General features: G+C 67.9%; 22 protein-coding genes. 15 read left to right on the top strand and 7 right to left on the bottom strand.

Translation table 11 applies throughout. The features are described from left to right. The first annotated feature begins 14 nt into the window (after positions 1 to 14). Complete coding sequence (locus ABZ004_RS10100) at positions 15 to 776, top strand: YebC/PmpR family DNA-binding transcriptional regulator (protein ID WP_355679446.1); 762 nt, start codon at positions 15 to 17, stop codon at positions 774 to 776. Between the two features lie 53 nt (positions 777 to 829). Here the strand turns inward: ABZ004_RS10100 and ABZ004_RS10095 are convergent, their stop codons facing one another. The 3 genes from ABZ004_RS10095 to ABZ004_RS10085 all read right to left on the bottom strand — a co-directional run bounded on the left by ABZ004_RS10095 (position 830) and on the right by ABZ004_RS10085 (position 5174). Continuing rightward, positions 830 to 1891: a rhamnogalacturonan acetylesterase gene (locus tag ABZ004_RS10095; protein ID WP_355679445.1), complete on the bottom strand. Its 1062-nt coding sequence runs from the start codon at positions 1889 to 1891 to the stop codon at positions 830 to 832. Beyond that, entirely contained in the window at positions 1888 to 4590 is a 2703-nt protein-coding gene (locus ABZ004_RS10090) for a Tat pathway signal sequence domain protein (RefSeq protein WP_355679444.1), read from the bottom strand. Before ABZ004_RS10090 ends, ABZ004_RS10095 begins: the two co-directional genes overlap by 4 nt. Positions 4591 to 4688: 98 nt before the next feature. After that, the gene (locus ABZ004_RS10085) at positions 4689 to 5174 is read right to left on the bottom strand and encodes a DUF1961 family protein (RefSeq protein ID WP_355679525.1); all 486 of its coding nucleotides are present in this window, start codon (positions 5172 to 5174) and stop codon (positions 4689 to 4691) included. 157 nt (positions 5175 to 5331) lie between these two features. On the opposite strand from ABZ004_RS10085, the gene ABZ004_RS10080 reads away from it, so the two are divergent. The 12 genes from ABZ004_RS10080 to ABZ004_RS10025 all read left to right on the top strand — a co-directional run bounded on the left by ABZ004_RS10080 (position 5332) and on the right by ABZ004_RS10025 (position 17569). Continuing rightward, positions 5332 to 5796: a hotdog fold domain-containing protein gene (locus tag ABZ004_RS10080; protein ID WP_355679443.1), complete on the top strand. Its 465-nt coding sequence runs from the start codon at positions 5332 to 5334 to the stop codon at positions 5794 to 5796. A gap of 41 nt (positions 5797 to 5837) precedes the next feature. Continuing rightward, complete coding sequence (locus ABZ004_RS10075) at positions 5838 to 7004, top strand: GNAT family N-acetyltransferase (protein WP_355679442.1); 1167 nt, start codon at positions 5838 to 5840, stop codon at positions 7002 to 7004. Between the two features lie 76 nt (positions 7005 to 7080). Continuing rightward, positions 7081 to 7677 (top strand): crossover junction endodeoxyribonuclease RuvC, encoded by a 597-nt coding sequence (gene ruvC, locus ABZ004_RS10070; RefSeq protein WP_355679441.1) that lies wholly within the window; start codon positions 7081 to 7083, stop codon positions 7675 to 7677. Between the two features lie 85 nt (positions 7678 to 7762). After that, positions 7763 to 8365, top strand: coding sequence for a Holliday junction branch migration protein RuvA (gene ruvA / locus ABZ004_RS10065; protein ID WP_355679440.1), 603 nt, complete (start codon positions 7763 to 7765; stop codon positions 8363 to 8365). Between the two features lie 2 nt (positions 8366 to 8367). Next, on the top strand, positions 8368 to 9420 hold the full coding sequence (gene ruvB, locus ABZ004_RS10060; protein WP_355679439.1) for a Holliday junction branch migration DNA helicase RuvB: 1053 nt from the start codon (positions 8368 to 8370) through the stop codon (positions 9418 to 9420). 197 nt (positions 9421 to 9617) lie between these two features. Then, positions 9618 to 10049 (top strand): preprotein translocase subunit YajC, encoded by a 432-nt coding sequence (gene yajC / locus ABZ004_RS10055; RefSeq protein WP_355679438.1) that lies wholly within the window; start codon positions 9618 to 9620, stop codon positions 10047 to 10049. An 81-nt stretch (positions 10050 to 10130) separates the two neighbouring features. Next, positions 10131 to 11906 carry a protein translocase subunit SecD gene (gene secD / locus ABZ004_RS10050; RefSeq protein ID WP_355679437.1) on the top strand — a complete coding sequence of 592 codons (1776 nt, stop codon included), beginning with the start codon at positions 10131 to 10133 and terminating at the stop codon, positions 11904 to 11906. Continuing rightward, complete coding sequence (secF, locus tag ABZ004_RS10045; RefSeq protein ID WP_355679436.1) at positions 11906 to 13087, top strand: protein translocase subunit SecF; 1182 nt, start codon at positions 11906 to 11908, stop codon at positions 13085 to 13087. Before secD ends, secF begins: the two co-directional genes overlap by 1 nt. Next, on the top strand, positions 13087 to 13626 hold the full coding sequence (locus ABZ004_RS10040) for an adenine phosphoribosyltransferase (RefSeq protein WP_355679435.1): 540 nt from the start codon (positions 13087 to 13089) through the stop codon (positions 13624 to 13626). The genes secF and ABZ004_RS10040 overlap by 1 nt, the downstream gene beginning before the upstream one ends. A gap of 330 nt (positions 13627 to 13956) precedes the next feature. Further along, on the top strand, positions 13957 to 16155 hold the full coding sequence (locus tag ABZ004_RS10035; RefSeq protein WP_355679524.1) for a bifunctional (p)ppGpp synthetase/guanosine-3',5'-bis(diphosphate) 3'-pyrophosphohydrolase: 2199 nt from the start codon (positions 13957 to 13959) through the stop codon (positions 16153 to 16155). 198 nt (positions 16156 to 16353) lie between these two features. Beyond that, positions 16354 to 17097 (top strand): hypothetical protein, encoded by a 744-nt coding sequence (locus ABZ004_RS10030; protein ID WP_355679434.1) that lies wholly within the window; start codon positions 16354 to 16356, stop codon positions 17095 to 17097. A 43-nt stretch (positions 17098 to 17140) separates the two neighbouring features. Beyond that, the gene (locus tag ABZ004_RS10025) at positions 17141 to 17569 is read left to right on the top strand and encodes a DUF4231 domain-containing protein (RefSeq protein WP_355679433.1); all 429 of its coding nucleotides are present in this window, start codon (positions 17141 to 17143) and stop codon (positions 17567 to 17569) included. 88 nt (positions 17570 to 17657) lie between these two features. Here the strand turns inward: ABZ004_RS10025 and ABZ004_RS10020 are convergent, their stop codons facing one another. The 3 genes from ABZ004_RS10020 to ABZ004_RS10010 form a co-directional block, all read right to left on the bottom strand. Next, positions 17658 to 17885 carry a hypothetical protein gene (locus ABZ004_RS10020; RefSeq protein WP_355679432.1) on the bottom strand — a complete coding sequence of 76 codons (228 nt, stop codon included), beginning with the start codon at positions 17883 to 17885 and terminating at the stop codon, positions 17658 to 17660. Between the two features lie 67 nt (positions 17886 to 17952). Further along, entirely contained in the window at positions 17953 to 18816 is an 864-nt protein-coding gene (locus ABZ004_RS10015; RefSeq protein ID WP_355679431.1) for a hypothetical protein, read from the bottom strand. A gap of 137 nt (positions 18817 to 18953) precedes the next feature. Beyond that, positions 18954 to 19352 (bottom strand): nuclear transport factor 2 family protein, encoded by a 399-nt coding sequence (locus tag ABZ004_RS10010; RefSeq protein ID WP_355679430.1) that lies wholly within the window; start codon positions 19350 to 19352, stop codon positions 18954 to 18956. 36 nt (positions 19353 to 19388) lie between these two features. On the opposite strand from ABZ004_RS10010, the gene ABZ004_RS10005 reads away from it, so the two are divergent. Next, on the top strand, positions 19389 to 19967 hold the full coding sequence (locus ABZ004_RS10005; RefSeq protein WP_355679429.1) for a helix-turn-helix domain-containing protein: 579 nt from the start codon (positions 19389 to 19391) through the stop codon (positions 19965 to 19967). Here ABZ004_RS10005 and ABZ004_RS10000 read toward each other — a convergent pair. Further along, entirely contained in the window at positions 19964 to 21190 is a 1227-nt protein-coding gene (locus ABZ004_RS10000; RefSeq protein ID WP_355679428.1) for a DUF349 domain-containing protein, read from the bottom strand. The two genes, ABZ004_RS10005 and ABZ004_RS10000, sit on opposite strands and share 4 nt — an antisense overlap. 277 nt (positions 21191 to 21467) lie before the next feature. On the opposite strand from ABZ004_RS10000, the gene ABZ004_RS09995 reads away from it, so the two are divergent. Further along, positions 21468 to 22154 (top strand): MBL fold metallo-hydrolase, encoded by a 687-nt coding sequence (locus ABZ004_RS09995; RefSeq protein WP_355679427.1) that lies wholly within the window; start codon positions 21468 to 21470, stop codon positions 22152 to 22154. The last annotated feature ends 6 nt before the right edge of the window (positions 22155 to 22160 follow it).

Raw genomic sequence — 22160 nt, 5'->3', positions numbered from 1 at the left:
GGGTTGGGTTCGCGATGTCAGGCCACTCCAAATGGGCCACCACCAAGCACAAGAAAGCGGTCATCGACTCGAGGCGCGCCAAGCTCTTCGCGAAGCTGATCAAGAACATCGAGGTGGCCGCCCGGACGGGCGGTGGCGATCTCGCGGGGAACCCGACCCTGTACGACGCGGTCCAGAAGGCGAAGAAGTCGTCGGTCCCGAACGACAACATCGACCGCGCGGTCAAGCGCGGCTCAGGTGCCGAGGCCGGTGGCGCGGACTGGCAGTCGATCACCTACGAGGGCTACGGGCCGAACGGCGTCGCCATGCTGATCGAGTGCCTGACCGACAACCGGAACCGGGCCGCGGCCGACGTACGGACCGCGATGACCCGCAACGGCGGTTCGCTGGCCGACCCGAACAGCGTCGCGTACCTGTTCAACCGCAAGGGCGTGATCGTCGTCAACAAGGAGCAGGCCGGCAAGACCTACTCCGAGGACGACGTGATGGAGGCTGTGCTCGAGGCCGGCGCCGACGAGGTGAACGACCTCGGCGAGTCCTTCGAGGTGATCAGCGAGGCCAGCGACCTGGTCAAGGTCCGGACCGCGCTGCAGGACGCCGGCATCGACTACGAGTCGGCCGACGCGTCGTTCGTGCCGTCGATGACGGTCGAGCTGGACGCCGAAGGCGCCGGCAAGATCTTCCGGCTGATCGACGCGCTCGAGGACAGCGATGACGTGCAGAACGTCTACGCCAACTTCGACGTCTCCGACGAGGTCATGGAGCAGGTCGGCTGATTGTCCGAAGCACCAGGGCGTGTCCGGGAGAACCGGACACGCCCTGGTGCTGCTTAGCCGGCCCAGTAGCGGTCGCCGATGAGCCCGAGTTCGCGGAGCCCGGCGGCGACCAGGTCGGCGTAGACAGTCGCGCCGTACTCCGAGGTGTGCGTATCGTCCCGTTTCTCCCGGGTGAGGTAGAGCGCCTTGGCCTGCTCCGGCCCCAGCCCTTCCACCACCGCCCGGGTCCGGGCCGTCAGATCGATCAGCGGCACCGCCTCGGTCGCCGCGACCGACCGCATCTCAGCGGGCAGATCGACGCCCAGCCCGTTGACGATCAACCCGGTCGAATTGAGGGTGCTCCCGGTGAACCAGCGCCGGACGATCGGCGTCACCAGCACCGGCGTTGCCCCACTGGCCCGGACGCCTCGCACGATCTCGGTCAGATTCGCGCGGAACTGTTCGGCGGTCGTCTGCTTGTCGTTGTGACCGAACTGGACCAGTACGACGTCGCCCGGCCGCAGCTGAGGCTCCAGACCCGCCCACATCGCCGGCTCGGCCAGGAACGACACCGAGCTCTCACCCGAACCCGAGTGGTTGACGACCGACAGCCCGTGCCGGAACCACTTCGGAAGACGCTGCCCCCACCCGGTGTACGGCGGTGTCTCCTGGTCGGTCACGGTTGAGTCGCCGGCCACGAACAACCGGGGAGTTGTCGCAGCAGCCAGGCCGATCCCGCTGACCTTCGGCGCCGATCCGGAGAAGGTCAGCGTGAGACCCGGCGTACCGGGGCCGCCGAAGCCGTTCTGCTGTCCCTCGGGGGACCGGACGTTCACGGTGAACGTACGCCGTACCAGCTCACCCGCCCCCGTCTCGGTGGAGTCGACCATCAGCCGTCGCGCCTCGGCGTACACCTCCGTCCGTGCAGCCTCGTGCCGATCGCCGAGCATCACCGTCACGTCGTAGTGACCAGGCGGTACGTCGAAGGTGCACGTGATCGGCTGCGAGCCGCTGCAGTGTGAGAGCAACGCCGGGTCGGGATGTGGCGCCGGACCGAGTCCACCGGCGGCCGCTGGTTGAGTGAAGGTCAGGCCGGCACAGAGGACAAGTGCGCCGGCGACGATGCGCGGCGTCATGGGTTCACAATCTGGTCGCCGACCAGAGCCAGCGTCTGGATCGCAGCGAGGCCGTAGAGCGCCGTGGTGTTGGTAGAGACCCACGTGGCGGCCTCTGTCGGGTTGAGCGTCTTGGTGACGGGCTGGGCGCTCCACGGCAGCGTCGGTGCGTAGCCGTCGCCGGTGTAGAACTCCTTCCAGGCACGAGCGGCCAGATCGTCCCGGTTCAGCCGGACGGCTGCGTAGGCGGTGAGTCGCGAGTGACCCTGACGCAGGATGAGATTGCCGAAGTACGCGCCGCACTCCGCGGTCTGCTCTTCCCTGGTGGCGTTGAAGAGACGGCAGTACTGCAGCCACGCCTTCTCGAAGGCAGGCAGCTCCACCAGGTCGAGTAGCTCGGCGCAGATCTCCACCTGGCCGAACATTGCGCTCAGGTGCGAGACACTGACCGTCTTCTCGGTCACCGGCGCGAACCGACCGGTGTCCAGGTCGTAGAGGCCGCCGCCCGTCACGAAGCCGTTGGGCATCGCACCGATGGTCTCCATGGTCGCCAGCAACTTGGTCTTCGCCACGTCGGCCTTCGGGCCGTGCCGTTCCCACTCGGTCAGCCAGGCGGCCGCCAGTCCACTCCAGTCCGTGCCGAGGCCTATAGCCAACGCATGCGGGTCAGGTGTGTACGGCTCGGTGCGGATCTTCCGGAGCGGATCCAGTACGAGGAAGGTTCGGTCGGAGTCGACCAGCTCGGACAGTAGATCACCGGTGCGTTCGTCGGCCGTGAGGTAGTAGTAGAACCGGCGGTAGATCGCAGTACTGATCCGCTGTTGCTTGGCACTGTCCGCCCAGTGCTGTACGCCGTGCCGGGTCCCCAGACCGGCCCACTGCCCTAGGTGGTAGACGTCGACCTCACCAGTGTGTCGAGTCATCGCCTCGGCGAACCGGAAGATGTCGGCCCGGCCGGACCGCAGGAACGAGTACCAGAGCCACAGATCCGGTGACAGCTCCGAGTTGTCCCAGGCGTATCCGCCCACGTCGTACCGCCAGACCAGCCGGTCCTCGTCGAACGTGTGCATGATGTCGCCGTAGTCCCAGAAGCCGTACCAGTGCCGCTGCTCCACCTGGCCGCGGTAGTAGTCGAATAGGAAGTCCAGGTGGTCCTCGATCGCCTTCTTCGCCGGGTGCGAGCGGTCGACCGGCGTGACCAGCCCACCGAACACCTTGGTCGACACCAGCTGGTCCACCGGGTTCACCAGTTGCGGGGGAGTCTGTACCTGGTCCGCCATTGAGCTGAGCCGCTCGGCCGTCGGCGTCGCGGCCAGCGCCCAGAACGTCAGCTCGCTGGTCCGGGCGATCCCGTACGGCGTACCGAAGCCTGGTTCGTAGTCCTCGTAGGTGATGTTGAGGCCCTCTAGTTGCTCCGGATACGTGTCCTGGCCCATGTCGTCGTGGTAGAACCGCGTGTCCATCGCCCCGGCGTCGGGCGACCAGAGCCACACAGTCACCTCGGCCTCGTCGGTATGCGCACCACGGATGTCGAGCTGGGTCGGATGCCGTTGCCAGAAGTCGCGCAGCCCGAACGCCAGGCCACCGCTGACACCACCGACGTAACCGAGTCCTGGTGCGCGCTTGCCCTGGTCGACTGCGATCCAGCCGTAGCCCTTCTTCGTCCGCTTCTTCACGGTGAAGCCGTCGGCCGACAATTGGCTCAGCGTGTAGTCGCCCCACTCGGGGATGTACTGCAGCCGCGTAGTCACTCGCTGATCCCACGTGGCCGGATCGGGCAGCTTCGTCCCGGCGATCTGTGCAGCCCGGACAGCAGTTCCTGGATCGCGGCGCAGTCCCGTGATGCCCTTCACTGCTTCACTCAGCGCTCCACCGGACTCACCTGCGAAGCGCACATGCCGGTCGTACGACGCGTCGCGCAGCGGCACCCGGAACCGCACACCGAGCCCAGCGATGTAGTCGTGCTGACCATCCCGGTCGTACACGAAGGTGTGCATCATCCGGACGTTCTCTGCACCCGCGTAGAAGTACAGCCGGACCGTGAACGGCAACCACGCTTTGCCCTTGGTGTTGGTGGTGGTGTGCTTGCCACTGATCCGTACGACGGCGCGGACTGGACCCGACTGCTCGACGACCACGCTCTCGACGGAGCTCTCGAATCGCTCGCGGGTAATGCTGCCCTGCTCGTCCTCGGAGATCTTGTCCTGCTTGAGATTGACCAGGGTTGCCTTGCGCGCGATCTCGACTCCGCCACGCCAGATCTGACTGATCAGCTCCGAGCCGCTCTTGCGGATGCGGGCCTTGATCACTCCGGTGTCGACGTCGAGGTAGCTCTTCTCGTCCTTCACCGTCACGGCTGTCGCCGGCACGGCCGCAGTACCAGGCGTCAAGGTGTAGGAGTGAGCAGGAGCCGGCGCAGCAATGGCGTGCGCACTCCACTTGAGCGTGCCGTCCGGCCAGTACGCCGTAGGCCAGCTCTGCACTGGTACTGCGCTGCCGTCAGCTGCTGTGAGCGAGAACGTCTGGTCCGGCGGCACGGCTCCCTTCGGCCACGGCGTACCCCAGGTCGTCACGGCCGCGGTGGCAGGCCGGCCCTCGAGCCACGTCAGGTTCACAGCCGGTACTGCGGCCGGCCGCGCGGCCGCGGTCGGCAGATCGATCAGAGAGGCCACCGGGGCGGCGGCCAAGGTGGCAAGGATTTGTCGACGGGTGATCTCCATGCTTGTGGCACCTCTGTCTGGGCGAATTGAATCGTCTCAATCTCGGGCTATGGAAAGCGCTTGTCAAGGCTTCGGTAAGCGGTTGCCCGAAACCGGCCTCAGGGCTGGGAGACGCGCAGGTTCGCGTAGTCGCCGATCATCGGCGCCATCTGACGGAAGCCGACCTTCCCACCGCTGAGCGGCTGCGGGTCGCGCCAGCTGAACGAGACCACCTCGTTGATCGCAAAGGTGATCAGGCCGTCATGGATCGTCAGCCGGAGGCGGTAAGGGCCGGTCGCGTCGATCACCGACGGAAGCGGGTCAGCCCCCTGGGCGACGAGCTCGAAGCCGTAGCTCTTGCGCAGGTTGCAGGTGTGGAGAGCGCGCTCGGCCGGCCAGCGGCGCCGGAAGTACGAGACGTGGTAGGCGTCCAGATCGCCGTGGTGGTACTGCTCGTACGGGCCGGTCCGTGGTGCGAGGTCGAAGAGGTCCTCACCGTTGCGGCCCCTGGCGTGGAAGAACAGGATGCACAGGCCGGGCTCGCGGATCGGCCAGAAATCCCACTCCACGATGAGGTTCGGCCCGAAGTCCGCTGGGCCAGTCAGCTTATCGGTCCGTTGATCCCCGGCGTGTCGCCCTTCGTTGGTCCGAAGTTACCGTTCGCCGGAAGATGACCTCTGGTTTCTCGGGACCGATGAACCCCGACACACCGGGTATCAACGGACCGATGACGGGGTTCTTACTGGCGGGTAATGTGCCGGTATGGCGAGTCGGGTGTTGGGGATGTGGGAGAGGTTGCGGGGGATGCCGGGCGGGACTCGGGTGTTCTCGATCGCGTTCACCTGGAAGGCGCCGTACTTCCGGTCCATCAGGCCGCGGTTCGTTCAGGTGAGCCCGAATTACGCGGCGCTCGTGCTGCCCAAGCGGCGGGCGGTGCAGAACCACATCGGCACCGTGCATGCCATTGCCGTGTGCAACGGTCTCGAGGCTGCGATGGGTGCGCTGGCGGAAGCGACCGTTCCCAGTGGGAAGCGCTGGCTGCCGAAGGGGATGGAGGTCGCGTACCTGGCGAAGTCGACCTCGGATCTGACCTGCTCGGCCGAGACCGACCCGGATGCCTGGAGCGCCGGGCCCGACGTACCGGTCCATGTGAAGGCGGTCCGGACGGACGGCACTGTGGTCGTCGAGGGCACGATCAATCTGTGGGTGACCGACAAGTTGTCCTAATGCCCTCGCCGCGCTGATCGGGCGCATCGTAGGGTCGTGCCGTGACTGATGCTTTGCGACTCGTCGACATTGCTGTTGAGCACCTCGACGAAGTGATCCGGGTCAGGTCCAGGTCGTTCGGGCCGCTGGATGCCGCCACTCGGGAGAACTGGATCAAGGACGCCAAGGAGTTCGTCGACGACGGCCGGTTCCTCGGGGTGATGGACGGCGACGAGGTGGTCGCCGCAGCCCGGTACTGGGACTTCAAGCAGTGGTGGGGTGGCCGGCAGGTGCCGATGGCCGGTGTCGCGGGGGTGGTCGTCTCCCCGGAGTACAGAGGTCGCGGTGTCGGCAGCATGATGATGCGTGGCGTACTGCGGCGCGCGGTCGAGCAGGGCTACCCGCTCACCGCGCTGTATCCGGCGACCACGGTGATCTACCGGCATCTCGGCTACGAGTACGGCGGCGGCCGGTACCGGTTCAGCTTCCCCTCGCACGGCCTGCGAGCCCTTGGTGGCAAGGAAGTTCCGGTACGCCGTGCTGGTGCCGACGACGCCGCCCGGATCCTCGAACTGGTCGCGGAGGCGCACACCGCCGGTCGTACGAGCGGTCCGTTGGTCTGGGCCGAGTCGAAGGTCGCCGACTGGCTAGCGGACGACGACAACTTCGGCTACCTCGCCGACGATGGTTTCGTCGTCTACAACTGGGACGGCGGAGACCTGCGCGTCGACGAGATCATCGCCGGCTCTGAAGCAACGGCGCGAGCACTGTGGGCCACTGTCGGCTCTGGCTCTTCTATAGCGCGCACTGTGAATGCGTATGTGCCGCCGAGTGACCCGATCCATCTACTGATCGAGCAGGAGGCCGACAAGCACGCGCAGCTCCAACGGTGGATGCTCCGCCTGCTAGACGCGCCAGCAGCGATCGCAGCACGAGGCTTCGCAGTCGGAGCGTCGCTAGAGACTGAGCTGGAGCTGGATGACGCAGAGCTCCCGGGCAACACCGGCCGCTGGCACCTCTCTGTTGCCGACGGCTCCGGTTCGCTGACACCGTCCACTGCCACTGGCGAAGCGCTCCGCCTCAACGCCCGAGGCCTGGCCGCCCTGTACGCCGGTACGCCGCTCGCGACCCTGCGTCGGGCAGGACTCGCGGCCGGGGGTTCGCAGCCGGACGATGCCGCCCTGAACACCGCGTTCACCAGCGCGTCGTACATGCTCGACTACTTCTGATCGGTTTCCCGCGCGTCGATTTCTTGCTCGGGGGACGGGCTACTAGGGTTGTCGAACACACGTTCGGAGGTAGTCCATGCGCGTACTCGGTGTCGACCCTGGCCTGACCAGGTGCGGCCTCGGCGTCGTCGAGGGATCGCCAGGACGGCCGCCCGCGCTGGTCGCGGTCGGTGTGATCAGGACTCCCGCCGATCTGGATGTCGCCAAGCGACTGGTTCTGATCGAGGCGGAGATCGAGGAATGGATCGCCACCCACAAGCCGGATGCTGTCGCCGTCGAGCGGGTGTTCGCGCAGCAGAACGTGCGGACGGTGATGGGGACCGCACAAGCGTCCGGGGTGGCGATGGTGGTTGCCGCCCGGCATGGGTTGCCGGTGGCGCTGCATACGCCGAGTGAGGTCAAGGCTGCCGTGACGGGGTCCGGGCGAGCGGGCAAGGAGCAGGTGACGACGATGGTCACCAGGATCCTGAAGCTGGCCGAGCGGCCGACGCCCGCGGACGCGGCGGACGCGCTGGCCTTGGCGATCTGCCATGTCTGGCGCGGCGGGGTGACGAGCCGGCTGCAAGAGGCGGCCGGCACCCGGGCGGAGCTGGAGGCGAAGGCGCAGGCACAGTCCCGCCTGCAGGTCGCCCGGTTGCGAGCAGCAGTCGCCGCACAAGGCGGCAAGCGATGAGCGCCGCGGTGGCGGTGAGCGCTCCGCAGTACGGGGTGAAGATGACGGCGGCGGCGCGGGTGCGTCGTAGTACGGGGAGGTCTTGATGATTGCGTTCGTGCGCGGGCCGGTGGCGGCGATCGGGCTGGACAGTTGTGTGATCGAGGTCGGGGGAGTGGGCCTGCAGGTCTACTGCCATCCGGGGACGCTGGCGACGCTGCGGCCGGGGCAGGAGTTCAAGCTCGCCACCTCAATGGTCGTGCGGGAGGACTCGCTGACGCTGTACGGCTTCGCCGACGTTGACGAGAAGGAGCTGTTCGAGCTGCTGCAGACCGCCTCGGGGGTCGGCCCGAAGCTGGCGCAGGCGGCGCTCGCCGTACTGAGCCCGGACCAGCTGCGGCAAGCAGTCGCTGCGGAAGACCTGGCCATGTTGGTGAAGATTCCCGGCGTCGGCAAGAAGGTCGCGCAGCGCCTCGTGCTGGAGCTGAAGGACAAGATCGGGGCGCCGTCGCGAACGGTTTCCGGACGCCCGCTGCAGCCGGCCGAGGCCTGGCGCGAGCAGGTGCATGCCGGTCTGGTCGGCCTCGGCTGGTCCGCGCGGGACGCCGAAGACGCCGTGATCGCCGTGTCCCCGTTGGCTGCGGGCAGCGCCGAACCGTCGGTGCCTGACCTACTCAGGGCCGCGCTCCGCGCGTTGTCGAAGGCCTAGCGATGGACGACAACGTCAGACCACTGGTGTCGGCGGACCTGGCGGATCTCGAGGAACGCAAGATCGAGTCCGCGCTCCGGCCGCGCACCCTCGCGGAGTTCGGTGGGCAGCGCCGGGTCAGCGAGCAGCTGGAGTTGGTGCTGCACGCCGCCCGCGGGCGGAACCGAGCGCCCGATCACGTGCTGCTGTCCGGTCCGCCCGGACTCGGCAAGACAACACTGGCGATGATCATCGCCAGCGAGCTGGCCGCGCCGCTGCGGATCACCAGTGGTCCGGCGATCCAGCACGCGGGCGACCTGGCTGCGATCCTGTCCGGGCTGAACGAGGGCGAAGTGCTCTTCCTGGACGAGATCCACCGGATGTCACGGCCGGCCGAAGAGCTGCTCTACATGGCGATGGAGGACTTCCGCGTCGACGTGATCGTCGGCAAGGGGCCGGGCGCAACTGCTATTCCCCTGGAGATTCCGCCGTTCACGCTGGTCGGCGCGACGACCCGGGCGGGTCTGCTGCCGGGGCCGCTGCGGGACCGGTTCGGGTTCACCGGGCATCTGGAGTTCTACGAGGCGGCCGAGCTGGAGAAGATCATCAAGCGGTCGGCCGCGCTGCTCGAGGTCGACATCACCAACGAGGCGGCGGCCGAGATCGCGTCCCGGTCCCGCGGCACACCCCGGATCGCGAACCGGCTGCTCCGCCGGGTCCGCGACTTCGCCGAGGTGCGTGCCGACGGCATCGTCACGATCGCGCTGTCCAAGTCCGCCCTGGAGCTCTACGAGGTCGACAAGATGGGCCTGGACCGCCTCGACCGCTCGGTCCTGGAGGCCCTGTGCCGTCGCTTCGGCGGCGGCCCCGTCGGCCTGTCCACCCTCGCGGTAGCGGTCGGCGAGGAACGCGAAACAGTCGAAGAGGTCGCCGAACCGTTCCTGGTCCGCTCGGGTTACCTGGCCCGTACGCCGCGCGGCCGGGTCGCCACCCCGGCGGCGTGGCGTCACCTGGGCCTCAGTGTCCCCAAGGGCGCCACTTTCGCCGACACCCTCTTCGACACCGACGACGAGTGAGCCGGGCACGATTCGGCCGGCAGGGGCGTTGGAATGGGTGACGAGTAACGCAAACGTGACCCCCTGTTATGAGGTACTTATCGTCCCTCAGGGTTAGACTCCCCGGTGGCCTGACCTCGGGCCATCCCGCCGTATCCTGCGCGCTTGAGCAGAGCGTGCGGAACACCCGTACTCTCGACGAAGGATTCTGAGCCCCGATGCAACTGATCGCCGTACCGATGGCCTCCTCCGGCGGAGGGGGCATCACGCTCCTGCTTCCGCTGATCCTGATCGTCGGGATGATCTGGTTCATGAGCCGGACCCAGAAGAAGCAGCGCCAGAAGCAGGCCGACACCGTGGCGATGCTGACGCCGGGCACCAAGGTGATCACCACCAGCGGCATGGTCGGCATCGTCGAGGAGGTCGACGACGAGTACGTGACGCTGGAGATCTCCGAGGGCGTCCTGATCCAGCTCGTGAAGGCCGCGGTCGGCCGGGTCATCCCGGACGACGCCGAGGAGCCGGCCGATGAGGCTGCCGACGCCGAGGAGCCGGTGGTCGACGAGGCGCGGGACACCGTCGACGTGCCCGAGACCGGCGACAAGGTGCAGGACAAGGCGAAGCTGCCGCCCACGCACACCGAGAACTGATTTCCCGTCCTATCGGCGTGCGGCGCGCTGGCGTCCTGGTGACTCTGCGGCGCGCCCAGTAACGCAAAGGTTGAATCTGACGTGGCAACGACGACGACATCCCGCCCGGGACGGCTACTGATCGTCCTGGCGGTCATCCTGGTCCTGCTGTTCGGGATCATGGGACTCACCAAGTCCTGGAAACCCAAGCTGGGCCTGGATCTGCGCGGTGGTACGACCATCACGCTGACCGCGAAGTCGCTGGCCGGCGGTGGGAAGGTGACCGCGGAGCAACTCTCCGAGGCGAAGAACATCATCTCCGACCGGGTGAACGGTGCCGGTGTCGGCGAGTCCGAGATCACCACCTCCAGTGGTGAGCACATCAACGTGGCCGTGCCGGGCTCGAACCGGGACGACCTGGTCAAGCAGGTCGGCCAGACCGCGTTGCTGTACTTCCGGATCGTGTACGACGCGCAGCCGGGTGGCCCGTTGCCGCCGGCGCCGACCACTACGCCGAGCAGCACGCCGTCGTCGAAGCCGAGCACCACCCCGACGAAGCCGGGTTCGACCATCAAGCCGCCGTCGACACCGGCCTCGACGCCGAAGGGCCGGGCCTGGAGCAGCGCCCTGGGCAACGCCACCCCGACCCCGACGCCGAAGCCGAGCACCACCCCGACGCCGACGGCCAAGCCGAGCACACCGGCCACACCGGGTGCCGAGCTGCCCAAGGTCACCGGTGACCCGCTGAAGTGGACCCCGGACGCCACCACCACCGCGGCCTTCGCGGCGGCCCAGTGCGCGACGGTCAAGAAGGACACCGACCCGAACCGGGACGCGCCGGACAAGCCGCTGATCTCCTGCGACCAGGCCGGCCAGTACAAATACCTGCTCGGCCCCGCGATCCTCAAGGGCACCGACCTGTCCGACGCCAGCGCGGGCATCCCGCAGGGCGGGTTCGCCTGGCAGGTCGACCTGAAGTTCACCGGTGACGGCGGCCGGAAGTTCCTCGACGCCACCACGAACATCTCCGCGCGGCCGTCCGGCCAGAACCTGTTCGCGATCGTGCTGGACGGGGTCGCCATCTCGACCCCGAGCGTGACGAACCCGATCCCGGGCGGCGCGGCGCAGATCACCGGCTCGTTCACCGAGACCGAGGCGCGCCAGCTGGCGAACGTCCTGAAGTACGGCGCCCTGCCGGTCTCGTTCGAGGTCTCCACGGTCGACACGGTCTCGCCGCAACTCGGTGGGGATCAGCTCTCGGCAGGTATCACCGCCGGTCTGATCGGCCTCGCGCTGGTCGTCATCTTCTCGTTCCTGTACTACCGCGGGCTGGGCCTGGTCGTCGTCCTGTCGCTGGCCGCGTCCGCACTGCTGACCTACTCGTCGGTCGTCCTGCTCGGCAAGTCGATCGGGTTCACCCTGACGCTGGCCGGTATCGCGGGTCTGATCGTGGCGATCGGTATCACCGCGGACTCGTTCGTCATCTACTTCGAACGGCTCCGCGACGAAGTCCGGGAAGGCCGCAGCCTGCGGTCGTCGGTGGAGACCGGCTGGACCCGGGCCAAGCACACCATCATCGCGGCCGACTCGATCTCGCTGCTCGCCGCCGTGGTGCTGTACGTCCTCGCGGTCGGCGGCGTGAAGGGCTTCGCGTTCACGCTCGGCCTGACCACGCTGATCGACCTCCTGGTGGTGTTCATCTTCACCAAGCCGCTGGTCACCCTGCTGGCCCGGACCGACTTCTTCGGTCACGGTCACAAGCTGTCCGGTCTCGACCCCGAGCATCTCGGGGTGGAACGGCTGCCAGGTCAGCTGAAACCGGGCGGCCGCGGTCCGGCCAAGCCGTCGACGCGTAAGCCGGTTGGAGGCGAGGTCTGATGTCGAAGCTCGGAAGCATCGGTGCCAAGTTGCACCGCGGTGAGGTCTCCTACGACTTCATCGGCAAGCGCAAGCTGTGGTTCAGCGTCTCGATCGCGCTGGTGGTCATCTCGCTCGGCGGGTTGTTCGCCAGAGGTCTTGCCCTCGGCATCGAGTTCAAGGGCGGCGTCGAGTACCAGGCAAATGTGAAGGTCACCAGCAGCACCGTCGAAGACTTCAGCGCCGCGGTGAAGGCGACGAACGCGAAGGACCTGGGCGACCCGGTCGTCACCACGGTCGGTGGCGACAAGGTGCGGATCCAGACCCGTCCGCTGAGCCAGGACGACACCGCCAAGGTGCGGTCCGCGGTCGCGACCGAGGCCAACACCACGGTCGACAAGGTCAGCACCCAGCAGATCGGTGCCTCCTGGGGCTCGCAGATCGCGAACAAGGCGATCCTGGCCCTGATCGTGTTCCTGATCGCGGTGTTCGCCGTGATCTGGTTCTACTTCCGGGAACCGAAGGCGTCGATGGCGGCCATCATCGCGCTGGTCCACGACGTCACCATCACGGTCGGCGTCTACGCCCTGGTCGGCTTCGACGTCACGCCGTCGACGGTGATCGGCGTACTGACCATCCTGGGCTACTCGCTGTACGACACGGTCGTCGTGTTCGACAAGGTGCGCGAGAACACCCGGGGCATCACCGCCTCGAACCGGTTCACCTACAGCGACGCGACCAACCTCGCCGTCAACCAGACCGTCGTACGGTCGATCAACACCACGTTGATCGCGCTGCTGCCGGTCGGGTCGATCCTGGTCGTCGGCACCGTCGTACTCGGCACCGGACCGCTGAAGGACCTGTCGCTGGCCCTGTTCGTCGGTATCGCCGTCGGTGCGTACTCCTCGGTCTTCATCGCTCCGGCGCTGCTGGCCACCTTCAAGGAGCGCGAGCCGGGCATGCAGGCGCTGCGCCGCCGGGTGCTCACCAAGCGCGGCGCCACCGTCACCACGGCCTCCGGTACGCCGGTGCCGGTGGCCGCCGGAGCCGCCGCGACGGTGGCGAACGAGCCGTCGACCCGCGTACAGGACCGTCCCGCGAAGGCCGGTACGCCGGTCACGTCGAGCCGGCCGGTGAAGTCGACGAGCGCGGCCGGACGCCCGCAGCCGACCCGCAAGCCGCGGTCCAAGCGCGGTAAGTGATGCGGTCGCTGGAGCAGGTGCTCAAGGACGGCATCCGCGACATCCCGGACTACCCGCAGCAGGGGGTGCTGTTCAAGGACATCACCCCGCTGCTGGCGGACCACGAGGGCTTCAGCATCGTGGTCCAGGCGCTGGCGGCGGCGGGCCGGGATGCCGACGGCAAGGTGGTCGTCGACAAGGTGGTCGGGATCGAGGCCCGTGGCTTCATCCTGGCCGCCCCGGTCGCGCTCGCCCTCGGCGCCGGGTTCGTCCCGGTCCGGAAGAAGGGCAAGCTGCCGGCCGCGACGTACGAGGAGTCGTATGCGCTGGAGTACGGCGAGGCCACCATCGAGGTGCACCAGGACGCGTTCGCCGAGGGCGACCGGGTGCTGGTGATCGACGACGTACTCGCCACCGGCGGGACGGTCGAGGCCTGCCTGCGCCTCGTACGCCGCTGTGGCGCCGAGGTGGTCGGTACGACGGTGCTGCTCGAACTCTCCTTCCTGCCGGGCCGCAAGCGCCTCGACGGGGAGCAGCTAGGCGCCCTTCTCACCGTCTGACCTGCGCTCTCCTCACTGTGTGAAGTCGGGCGTTACATCAATTCGGCGTGTTGTCCACAGCCCGTGTCTGCCTCGTTGGCCGCTGCCCCCTAGACTGGTGGTCTGTCGGCGGAGGGATACGAAGTGGGCGAAGACCCGGCGATGACTTCTGCGGTACCCGATGTGGTCCCGCACGAGCCTCCGCGCGCGCCCGCCGCCGTGCGCCCGGTGGCCAATCCTTCGCCGCCCACGCCCGCTCCACCCAGTGCTCAGCCGCCGCGGATCGCGCCCGCCCGGGTGCGGGCCCGGCTGGCCCGGCTCGGCGGCACCCGGCATCCGAACCGGGCGCCGATGCTGGAGCCGCTGTTTCGCGTCGTCCGGGCGACCCACCCCAAGGCCGATCTGGCGATCATCGAGCGCGCCTACAGAACGGCCGAGAAGTACCACACCGGCCAGCTCCGCAAGAGCGGTGACGCCTACATCACCCACCCGCTCGCGGTGGCGACGATCCTGGCCGAGCTCGGCATGACCGCACCGACCCTGTGTGCGGCGCTGCTGCACGACACGGTCGAGGACACCGACTACACGATCGACGAGCTGAAGAAGGACTTCAGCGAAGAGATCGCGATGCTGGTCGACGGCGTCACCAAGCTGGACAAGGTCAAGTACGGCGAGTCCGCGCAGGCCGAGACGATCCGCAAGATGGTCGTCGCGATGGCCAAGGACATCCGGGTGCTGGTGATCAAGCTCGCCGACCGGCTGCACAACATGCGCACGCTCGGCTTCCTGCGGCAGGAGAAGCAGGAGCGGATCGCCCGCGAGACGCTCGAGATCTACGCCCCGCTGGCACACCGGCTGGGTATGAACACGATCAAGTGGGAGCTCGAGGACCTGTCCTTCTCGACCCTGCACCCGAAGGTGTACGACGAGATCGTCCGGCTGGTCGCCGAACGCGCCCCGTCCCGCGACGAGTACCTGGCCACGGTGATCGAGCAGGTGCACGAGGACCTGCGCGCGGCCAAGGTGAAGGCGACCGTCACCGGCCGGCCGAAGCACTACTACTCGATCTACCAGAAGATGATCGTCCGCGGCCGCGAGTTCGGCGACATCTACGACCTGGTCGGCATCCGCGTGCTGGTCGAGTCGGTCCGGGACTGTTACGCCGCGCTCGGTGTGCTGCACGCGCGCTGGAACCCGGTGCCCGGCCGGTTCAAGGACTACATCGCAATGCCGAAGTTCAACATGTACCAGTCGCTGCACACCACGGTGATCGGTCCTTCGGGCAAGCCGGTGGAGCTGCAGATCCGGTCGTTCTCGATGCACCGTCGCGCGGAGTACGGCATCGCCGCGCACTGGAAGTACAAGGAAGACCCGAACTCGCCGGTCCCCGAGGCGGGGGCCGCGCCGACCACGGATGTCAGCACTCCGAACGAGATGCCCTGGGTGCGGCAGCTGGTGGACTGGCAGCGGGAGACCTCCGACCCGTCGGAGTTCCTCGACTCGCTGCGCTTCGAGATCAACAACTCCGAGGTCTACGTCTTCACCCCGCGCGGCGACGTGATGTCGCTGCCGACCGGCTCGTCACCGGTCGACTTCGCGTACGCCGTGCATACCGAGGTCGGGCACCGCTGTATCGGCGCCCGGGTGAACGGCCGGCTGGTGCCGCTGGAGAGCACACTCGAGAACGGCGACGTGGTCGAGGTGTTCACCTCGAAGGCCCAGGGCGCCGGACCGTCGCGCGACTGGCTCACCTTCGTCAAGAGCCCGCGGGCGCGCAACAAGATCAAGCACTGGTTCTCCAAGGAGCGCCGTGACGAGGCGATCGATCACGGCAAGGACGCGATCGCGAAGCAGCTCCGCAAGGAGGGTCTGCCGCTCCAGCGCCTGCTGTCGCACGAGACCCTGACCGCGGTCGCGAACTCGCTGCGGTATCCCGACGTGACCGGTCTGTACGCCGCGGTCGGCGAGAGCCACGTGAGCGCGCAAGCCGTCGTACGGCGTCTGATCGAGACGTACGGCGGAGAAGAGGGCGCGGCCGAGGATCTGGCCGAGGGGCTGCGGCTGCCGCAGACCCGGGAGCGACGTAAGCGCACTGCTCGCGGCGACGCCGGTGTCATCGTCAAGGGCGCGACGGACGTGCTGTCGAAGCTCGCCCGCTGCTGTACGCCGGTGCCCGGGGACGAGATCATCGGCTGGGTCACCCGGGGTGCCGGCGTCTCGGTGCACCGGGCCGACTGCGCCAACGTCGAGAACCTGCAGACCCAGCCCGAGCGGATCGTCGAGGTCGAATGGGCCCCGACCGCGCAATCGGTCTTCCTGGTCGCGATCCAGGTCGAGGCGCTGGACCGGGCACGGCTCTTGTCGGACATCACGCGCGTCCTGTCGGACTACCACGTGAACATCCTGTCGGCGGCTCTGACGACCACCCGCGACCGGATCGCCAAGTCCCGCTTCACCTTCGAGATGGGCGATCCGACCCACCTGGGCCACGTCCTGAAGGCCGTCCGTTCAGTAGAGGGCGTCTTCGACGTCTACCGAGTCACCCAGTAGCGCGTTTGCGAGCCCTGGGAGACTGCAACCATGGTCTCCTCGGGTGAGTTCGGCCGCCGGAGCCTCCTGATCGCCGGCGCCGGCCTGCTGGCCGGCTGCAGCAACGGCTCTGGCTCCACCAAGCCCTCCGCCTCCTTTGACGGGCCAACGCCAACAGGCCCGATGCCCCCTAGCTCGGCGCCTGGCTCCTCTCCGACTGTGTTGCCAACACCGCCCGCACCTTCACTGCCTGCGGTCCGCACCTGGTCACCGGGCGCCGGCGAGATCAAGCCCCAGGTGAAAGCCACCGCCGTAGCTGCGGTGGTCAAACTGCTACAGAAGGCCAACTCAACCGTCGAAGTGATCGACGCCCAGTACGGCGGAGTCTTGAGCAGCACCGCGAGCGTCCTGGTCCCGTGCCGCGTCTACACCCTCACCAACGGCAAGCTGACCACCAGCGGCACGACAGTCGACGTACGCCTCGTCCGCTCAGGCACGACCTGGCGCGTCACCGCCCTCCACCCCGCCCAACCCGGCGCCCCCGCCAAAAACCTCACCCGCGCGGCCGGTCAGGTCCTGGCGAGCGACCGCATCTCCCTCCCACCCGCCTCAGCCGCCGACATCCGCTCCGGCACCATCCACGACACCGTCCTCACCGCGATGCTCGAACTCGCGAACACCTACCGCATCGGCATCTCGGTCATCCGCTCCGGCCACCCCCTCGACGTCTTCGGCACCACCCGCCCCAGCGACCACCCCCGAGGCCGAGCCTTCGACACCTGGCAGATCAACAACCGCGCGGTCGTAGACCCTACGACCCCACGCTCCTTGATCACCGCCTACATGCGTGCGGCAGCCTCCACCGGCTCCTACAACGTGGGCGGCCCCATCCGCCTCCCCGGCCCCACCTACTTCTCCGACCAAACCCACCACGACCACATCCACACCGGCTACCGCACCTAGTCGGCATCCTCGCGTCACCCATCAAGCCTTGGGAGGGCACGGGATGACCGAGGCAAGCGACGACGGCCACGCGATCAAGCTGGCCAATGAGTCCTACCGGTGGTACCGAGACCGCGCTATTGCCTGCCGCCGCGGATACCAGATCCAGGAGAGGGTGACCCTGGTCGTCGCGGCCGCGATCCCCGCATCGGCGGTCCTCACCCACAACGACGCCCGGATCCCCGCCATCCTCGGCGCCCTGGTCGTGATCCTGCCCGGTCTCCGAGCCATCTTCCACTGGCAAGAGAACTACCTACGCTTCAGCGGCGCCCGCGAAGCAGTCAAAACCCAGCGCCGCCTGTACGAAACCGGCGCCGCACCCTACGACGACCCCACCACCCGCGACCGCGAACTAACCCGCGAAATCACCCGAATAGAACAAGAAGAAGCCGCCGGCTGGATCAAAGTAGCCGCCGAACACCCCAAACCCTGACTCACCACCAGCACCGCAGCAGCTTCCTGGGTAGCCCTGGTCTCCGTGGTGACAACTCGCCGCTAGGCGGGGCCAAACGTTGCTGGACTCAGCCCAGTACTGCGGTGGCCGCGAGGTTTGACGTCACCCCGCTCAGTGCCAACGCAGTAGCCGAGGCCAAATGGCGAAACATCTGCTTACCTGCCATAGCCACCACCTCCTTTCCGGTGCCTTCCTTGCGCGTTGCGTTCCGAAGGAGTTCGGTCGAGGCATAGAGGAATACAGCCGTTACCAGTACGTACGCCATCGCCAGGCCCGGTACTGCTACCGGGCTCAATCCAGCGAGTCAGCTTCGCATCGCGCCGCTACACAGGTCAAGGCAGAACGGCAGGCGGCGCGACGGCTCACCACCGACGAGGCAGGCGGGGTTGTTGGCAGAGGAAGGCGCCTACGGCTAGTTCTAGGGCGGGGTAGGAGCCCCAGAGGTCGGGGCGGCGGACGGAGATGATGTGCCAACCGAGGGCGCCCAGTTCCGTACGGCGTACTTCGTCGCGCTGCTCGTCCTTCGCCCGGGAGTGCCAGCGGTCGCTGTCGTACTCCAGGCCTAGCAGCCGGCCGTCTTCGGGGTGGTCGGGGTAGCCGACGTCGATCCGGTACTCGCGTCGCGGGCCCTGGACCCGTACCTGCAGGTCGGGTTTGCCGAAGCCGGCGTCGATCAGGCGGAGACGGAGCCAGGATTCACCGGGCGAGGCGGCCCGGCGGTCGGCGTACGAGAGGATCTGGCGGGCCTGGATGATTCCGGGGCGGCCGTCGTACGCGGTGGAGGCGGCGCGGACGGCCCAGCGATCGGCGATGCCGGAGCGGAGCATGGCGTCGACTGCGGACAGGGCGAACGGGCGGGGAAGCTGCATGGCGAGCTCGACGGTGGTGGCGATCGGGCTGGTCACCGGTAGTCCGGCGACCTCGACCACGTCGGTGGCCTCGCGGGTCCATTGCACGTCGATTTCCTTGCTGGCTTGGAGCGCGGTGGTCTCGATGCCGTGGATCCAGGCAGCGGTCAGGCCGCACGCGACTCCGCCTGGTGGTAGCAGGAGTCGGATTGCTTCTGCGCGGAGCTCGCGCGAGTCGGGTACCCGGACGTCGACGTACACGCCTTTGACTACCTGACGGATCTCGCCCGCACCTAGCAGCCAGCGGAGTTTGCCGCGGACCTGGTGGGCCCGGAACGGCAATCCGCAGAAGAACAAAGGAAACTCGGCAGGCAGCATCCGAGAAGGATGGCTGATTCACCCCGGACCATGCTTCGCGTTGTCCACAAGACATCTTGGGGCGCCGGCATCACGCTGGACCGGGTGCCGGGTGCCGGGTGCCGGGAGCCGGGAGCCGGGTGCCGGGGGTGACGGCGTCAGGTACGGCGGGAGGGGATGACCGCGCGGGTGTTGATTCGCCAGCCGTCTGGGGTCCGGATGACCTCGTCTTCGTAGATGACGGTGCCTGCTCGGCCGTCTGCCATTACCGAGAGGCCTTTGGAACGGACTGAGGCGCGGTCGTCGAGGTCGGGGTCGGGCGTGACGATCACGTTGGTGACGTGGTGCCCGGCGGGCTGGTCGCCGGGGGCGGAGGTGAAGAGGTCGATCAGGGCGGGCAGCCCTCGGACGATGCCCAGGCCATAGGCAGTCACGTCGTACGACGCGTCGGGTGTCAGCAGTAGTCCGAGGTCGTCGGAGCGCCGGTCGTCCGCGAGATGCCCGTGCAGCGACACCAGTTCGTGAATGGCCAGCCGGTCTTCGGTGGTCAGTGGCATCGGCACTCCTGGGCGATCGTGGGAGAGGATAAGACGATGACTGATCCTAAACGGGGCGAGCGCCCCGCTTCAACCGGGTATCGCCGACGGGATGCCGTTGCCAATCGCGCCAAGGTGGTGGCGGCCGCCCGGGAGGCGTTCGAGACGGAGGGACTCGGCGTGTCCCTCGACGAGATCGCCCGGCGGGCCGGCGTCGGCGCGGGTACGGTGCACCGGCACTTCAGGACCAAGGCGGAGCTCGTCGACACTGTCCTCGCCGCCGCGGTTGAGGACCTGGTGGTCGCGGCGAATTCCTATGCCGGGTCGGACGAACCAGGCGAGGCTCTGCGGGACTTTCTGGTGCGGCTGGTCACCGAGGGGGCCGCGGCGCACGAGCTCGCCGCGCGGCTGCAGGTCGGCGCGGGCAACGTCGAGGCCGCAGTGTCTGAACCGGTCGCCGAGCTTGACCGTGCGATGGGCCTACTCCTGTCCCGCGCCCGCGACGCAGGGGCCGTCCGTACCGACGTCGACGACCGCGACCTGGCAGCGATCGTCGCCGCCGCCCACGCGGCCTATGTCCACCCCACGGGCGGCGAACACGCACTCATGCTGGTGCTGCGTTCGCTTGAGACCTAGCTGAATTCGGAGAGGGCGTTTTGGGCTTGGGTCAGCCACTCTCGGCGGGCGGCGATGGATTCGCGGGCCTCGTTGGCCTTCTTGGTGTTGCCCTGGGCCTCGAATTTGGCGGCCTGCTTTTCGAGGTCGGCGATGAGCGACTGGAGTTGCTTGACAGTGGCCTCGGCGCGGGCCCGTGCTTCGGGGTTGGAGCGCGCCCAGACGTCGTCCTCGGCGGACTTGACGGCTTGTTCGACCGCGCGCAGGCGGGCGTCGATCGGGCGCATCGAGTCGCGCGGGATCTTGCCGATGGCGTCCCAGCGGTCGAGCAGGTCGCGGAGCTGGTCGCGGGCGACCTTGGCGTCCTTGACCGGCAGGATCGCCTCGATCTCGACCAGCAGTGCTTCCTTCTGAGCGAGGTTGGCGATCTGCTCCTGGTTCTCCTCGGCCTGTACTGCGTCGCGCGCGCCGAAGAACGCGTCCTGGGCGCTGCGGAACCGGGCCCAGAGCTTGTCGTCGACCTCGCGCGGCGCGGGACCGGCCGCCTTCCACTGCCGCATCAGATCGCGGAAGCGGCCCGACGTCGGTCCCCAGTCGGTGGACGAGGACAGCGATTCCGCCTCGGCGGCGAGCCGCTCCTTCACCACGGCCGCCTCGTCACGCTTCGAGGAGAGCTCAGCGAAGTGCTGCTTGCGATGCCGGGTGTACGTCGTACGGGCGGACGAGAAGCGATGCCACAGCTCGTCGTCGCTGGACTTGTCGAGCCGGGGGAGTGCCTTCCACTCGTCCAGCAGCTCGCGCAGCCGGGTGACGCCGTGCCGCCAGTCGGTGCCGGCCGCGATCGTCTCGGCCTCGGTGGCGATCTTGGTCTTGGCCTCGCGGGCCTCCTCGACCTTCGCCGCGCGTTCGGCCTTCTTCTTCTCGCGCTGCTGGGCGACCAGTGGGCTGAGCGCGTCGAGCCGGGACCGCAGGCCGTCCAGGTCACCGACCGCCTGGGCCTCGTCGATGGCCGCGGTCACCTTCTTCACGGCGGCGCGGGCGTCGTCGGGGGAGACGGTGCCGGCCTGGACCCGCTTCTCCAGCAGGTCGACCTCGAAGGCCAGCGCGTCGTACCGCCGGGTGTAGAAGGCGAGCGCCTCCTCCGGGTTCGCGTCCGGCCACTGGCCGACCGCTCGTTCGCCGTCCTTCGTCCGGACGAACACCGTTCCGTCGTCTGCTACCCGGCCCCAGCTTTCCTCGGCCACAACTCGCCCCTTCCGGCGGTATGTACTGCGCTCGTGCCCATTCTGGTCAGTCGCCGGTTCATCCGGGACAACAGGGTCCAGCCGGGCGCGTCGGGGAGCTGTCCCGACGCTTATCCCTGAACAATCACAAACTCGCCGCCGCTACGCAACGGGGTTGCCGTCACAATCAGGAACATCGGCGGACATTCGCGGCGGGTGCGGGCCCAATCCGGTTCGAAACCCACCGCGCCCGACCGGTAGCCTTGGCTGGTCCCGCTCTGTTCCAGGAAGGTCTGTCGTGCTCATCGCCGGGTTCCCCGCGGGTCCGTGGGGTACGAACTGCTACGTCGTCGCCACCGGCCAGGGCGCGGAATGCATCGTCGTCGACCCCGGCATGGACGCGGCCGCGGGTGTCGACCAGGTGGTGCGGGAGAACAAGCTGAAGCCGGTCGCCGTGCTACTGACGCACGGCCACATCGACCACATGTTCTCGGTCCTGCCGGTCTGCGGCACATACGACAGCACCGCCTGGATCCACCCCGACGACCGGCACCTGCTCGCAGACCCGATGGCCGGGATCAGCGCGGAGAGTGCCCAGATGCTGCTCGGCGGTGACTACACCTTCGCCGAGCCGGACGATGTCGCGGAACTCAAGGACGGCCAGAGCCTGGAGCTCGCCGGCCTGCAGTTCGTGGTCGACCACACACCGGGCCACACGAGGGGATCGGTCACCTTCACTACGCCGTACGACGGGCCGGAAGACGTGCCCGCCGTGTTGTTCTCCGGGGACGTGTTGTTCGCGGGGTCGATCGGCCGGACGGATCTGCCAGGCGGCGACCATCCGGCGATGCTGCATACGTTGGCCACCAAGATCCTGCCGATGCGCGACGAGATCGTCGTGCTCCCGGGTCATGGCGGCCAGACCACGATCGGCCGGGAAAGAGCGACCAACCCTTACCTGCAGGACCTGGAGATATCGAAATGAGCAAGG

It is taken from the genome of Kribbella sp. NPDC006257, from assembly GCF_040613535.1.
In the GTDB taxonomy this organism is placed as follows: Bacteria; Actinomycetota; Actinomycetes; order Propionibacteriales; family Kribbellaceae; genus Kribbella.
This window is presented reverse-complemented; position numbering and strand designations above follow the sequence as displayed.

Coding starts and splice junctions, on each gene's coding strand:
- ruvB (WP_355679439.1), top strand. CDS start 8,368: ATGGACGACAACGTCAGACCACTGGTGTCGGCGGACCTGGCGGATCTC.
- ruvA (WP_355679440.1), top strand. CDS start 7,763: ATGATTGCGTTCGTGCGCGGGCCGGTGGCGGCGATCGGGCTGGACAGT.
- ABZ004_RS10040 (WP_355679435.1), top strand. CDS start 13,087: ATGCGGTCGCTGGAGCAGGTGCTCAAGGACGGCATCCGCGACATCCCG.
- ruvC (WP_355679441.1), top strand. CDS start 7,081: ATGCGCGTACTCGGTGTCGACCCTGGCCTGACCAGGTGCGGCCTCGGC.
- ABZ004_RS10035 (WP_355679524.1), top strand. CDS start 13,957: ATGCTGGAGCCGCTGTTTCGCGTCGTCCGGGCGACCCACCCCAAGGCC.
- ABZ004_RS10100 (WP_355679446.1), top strand. CDS start 15: ATGTCAGGCCACTCCAAATGGGCCACCACCAAGCACAAGAAAGCGGTC.
- ABZ004_RS10015 (WP_355679431.1), bottom strand. CDS start 18,816: ATGCTGCCTGCCGAGTTTCCTTTGTTCTTCTGCGGATTGCCGTTCCGG.
- ABZ004_RS10010 (WP_355679430.1), bottom strand. CDS start 19,352: ATGCCACTGACCACCGAAGACCGGCTGGCCATTCACGAACTGGTGTCG.
- ABZ004_RS10090 (WP_355679444.1), bottom strand. CDS start 4,590: ATGGAGATCACCCGTCGACAAATCCTTGCCACCTTGGCCGCCGCCCCG.
- secF (WP_355679436.1), top strand. CDS start 11,906: ATGTCGAAGCTCGGAAGCATCGGTGCCAAGTTGCACCGCGGTGAGGTC.
- ABZ004_RS10005 (WP_355679429.1), top strand. CDS start 19,389: ATGACTGATCCTAAACGGGGCGAGCGCCCCGCTTCAACCGGGTATCGC.
- ABZ004_RS10080 (WP_355679443.1), top strand. CDS start 5,332: ATGGCGAGTCGGGTGTTGGGGATGTGGGAGAGGTTGCGGGGGATGCCG.
- ABZ004_RS10025 (WP_355679433.1), top strand. CDS start 17,141: ATGACCGAGGCAAGCGACGACGGCCACGCGATCAAGCTGGCCAATGAG.
- ABZ004_RS10095 (WP_355679445.1), bottom strand. CDS start 1,891: ATGACGCCGCGCATCGTCGCCGGCGCACTTGTCCTCTGTGCCGGCCTG.
- yajC (WP_355679438.1), top strand. CDS start 9,618: ATGCAACTGATCGCCGTACCGATGGCCTCCTCCGGCGGAGGGGGCATC.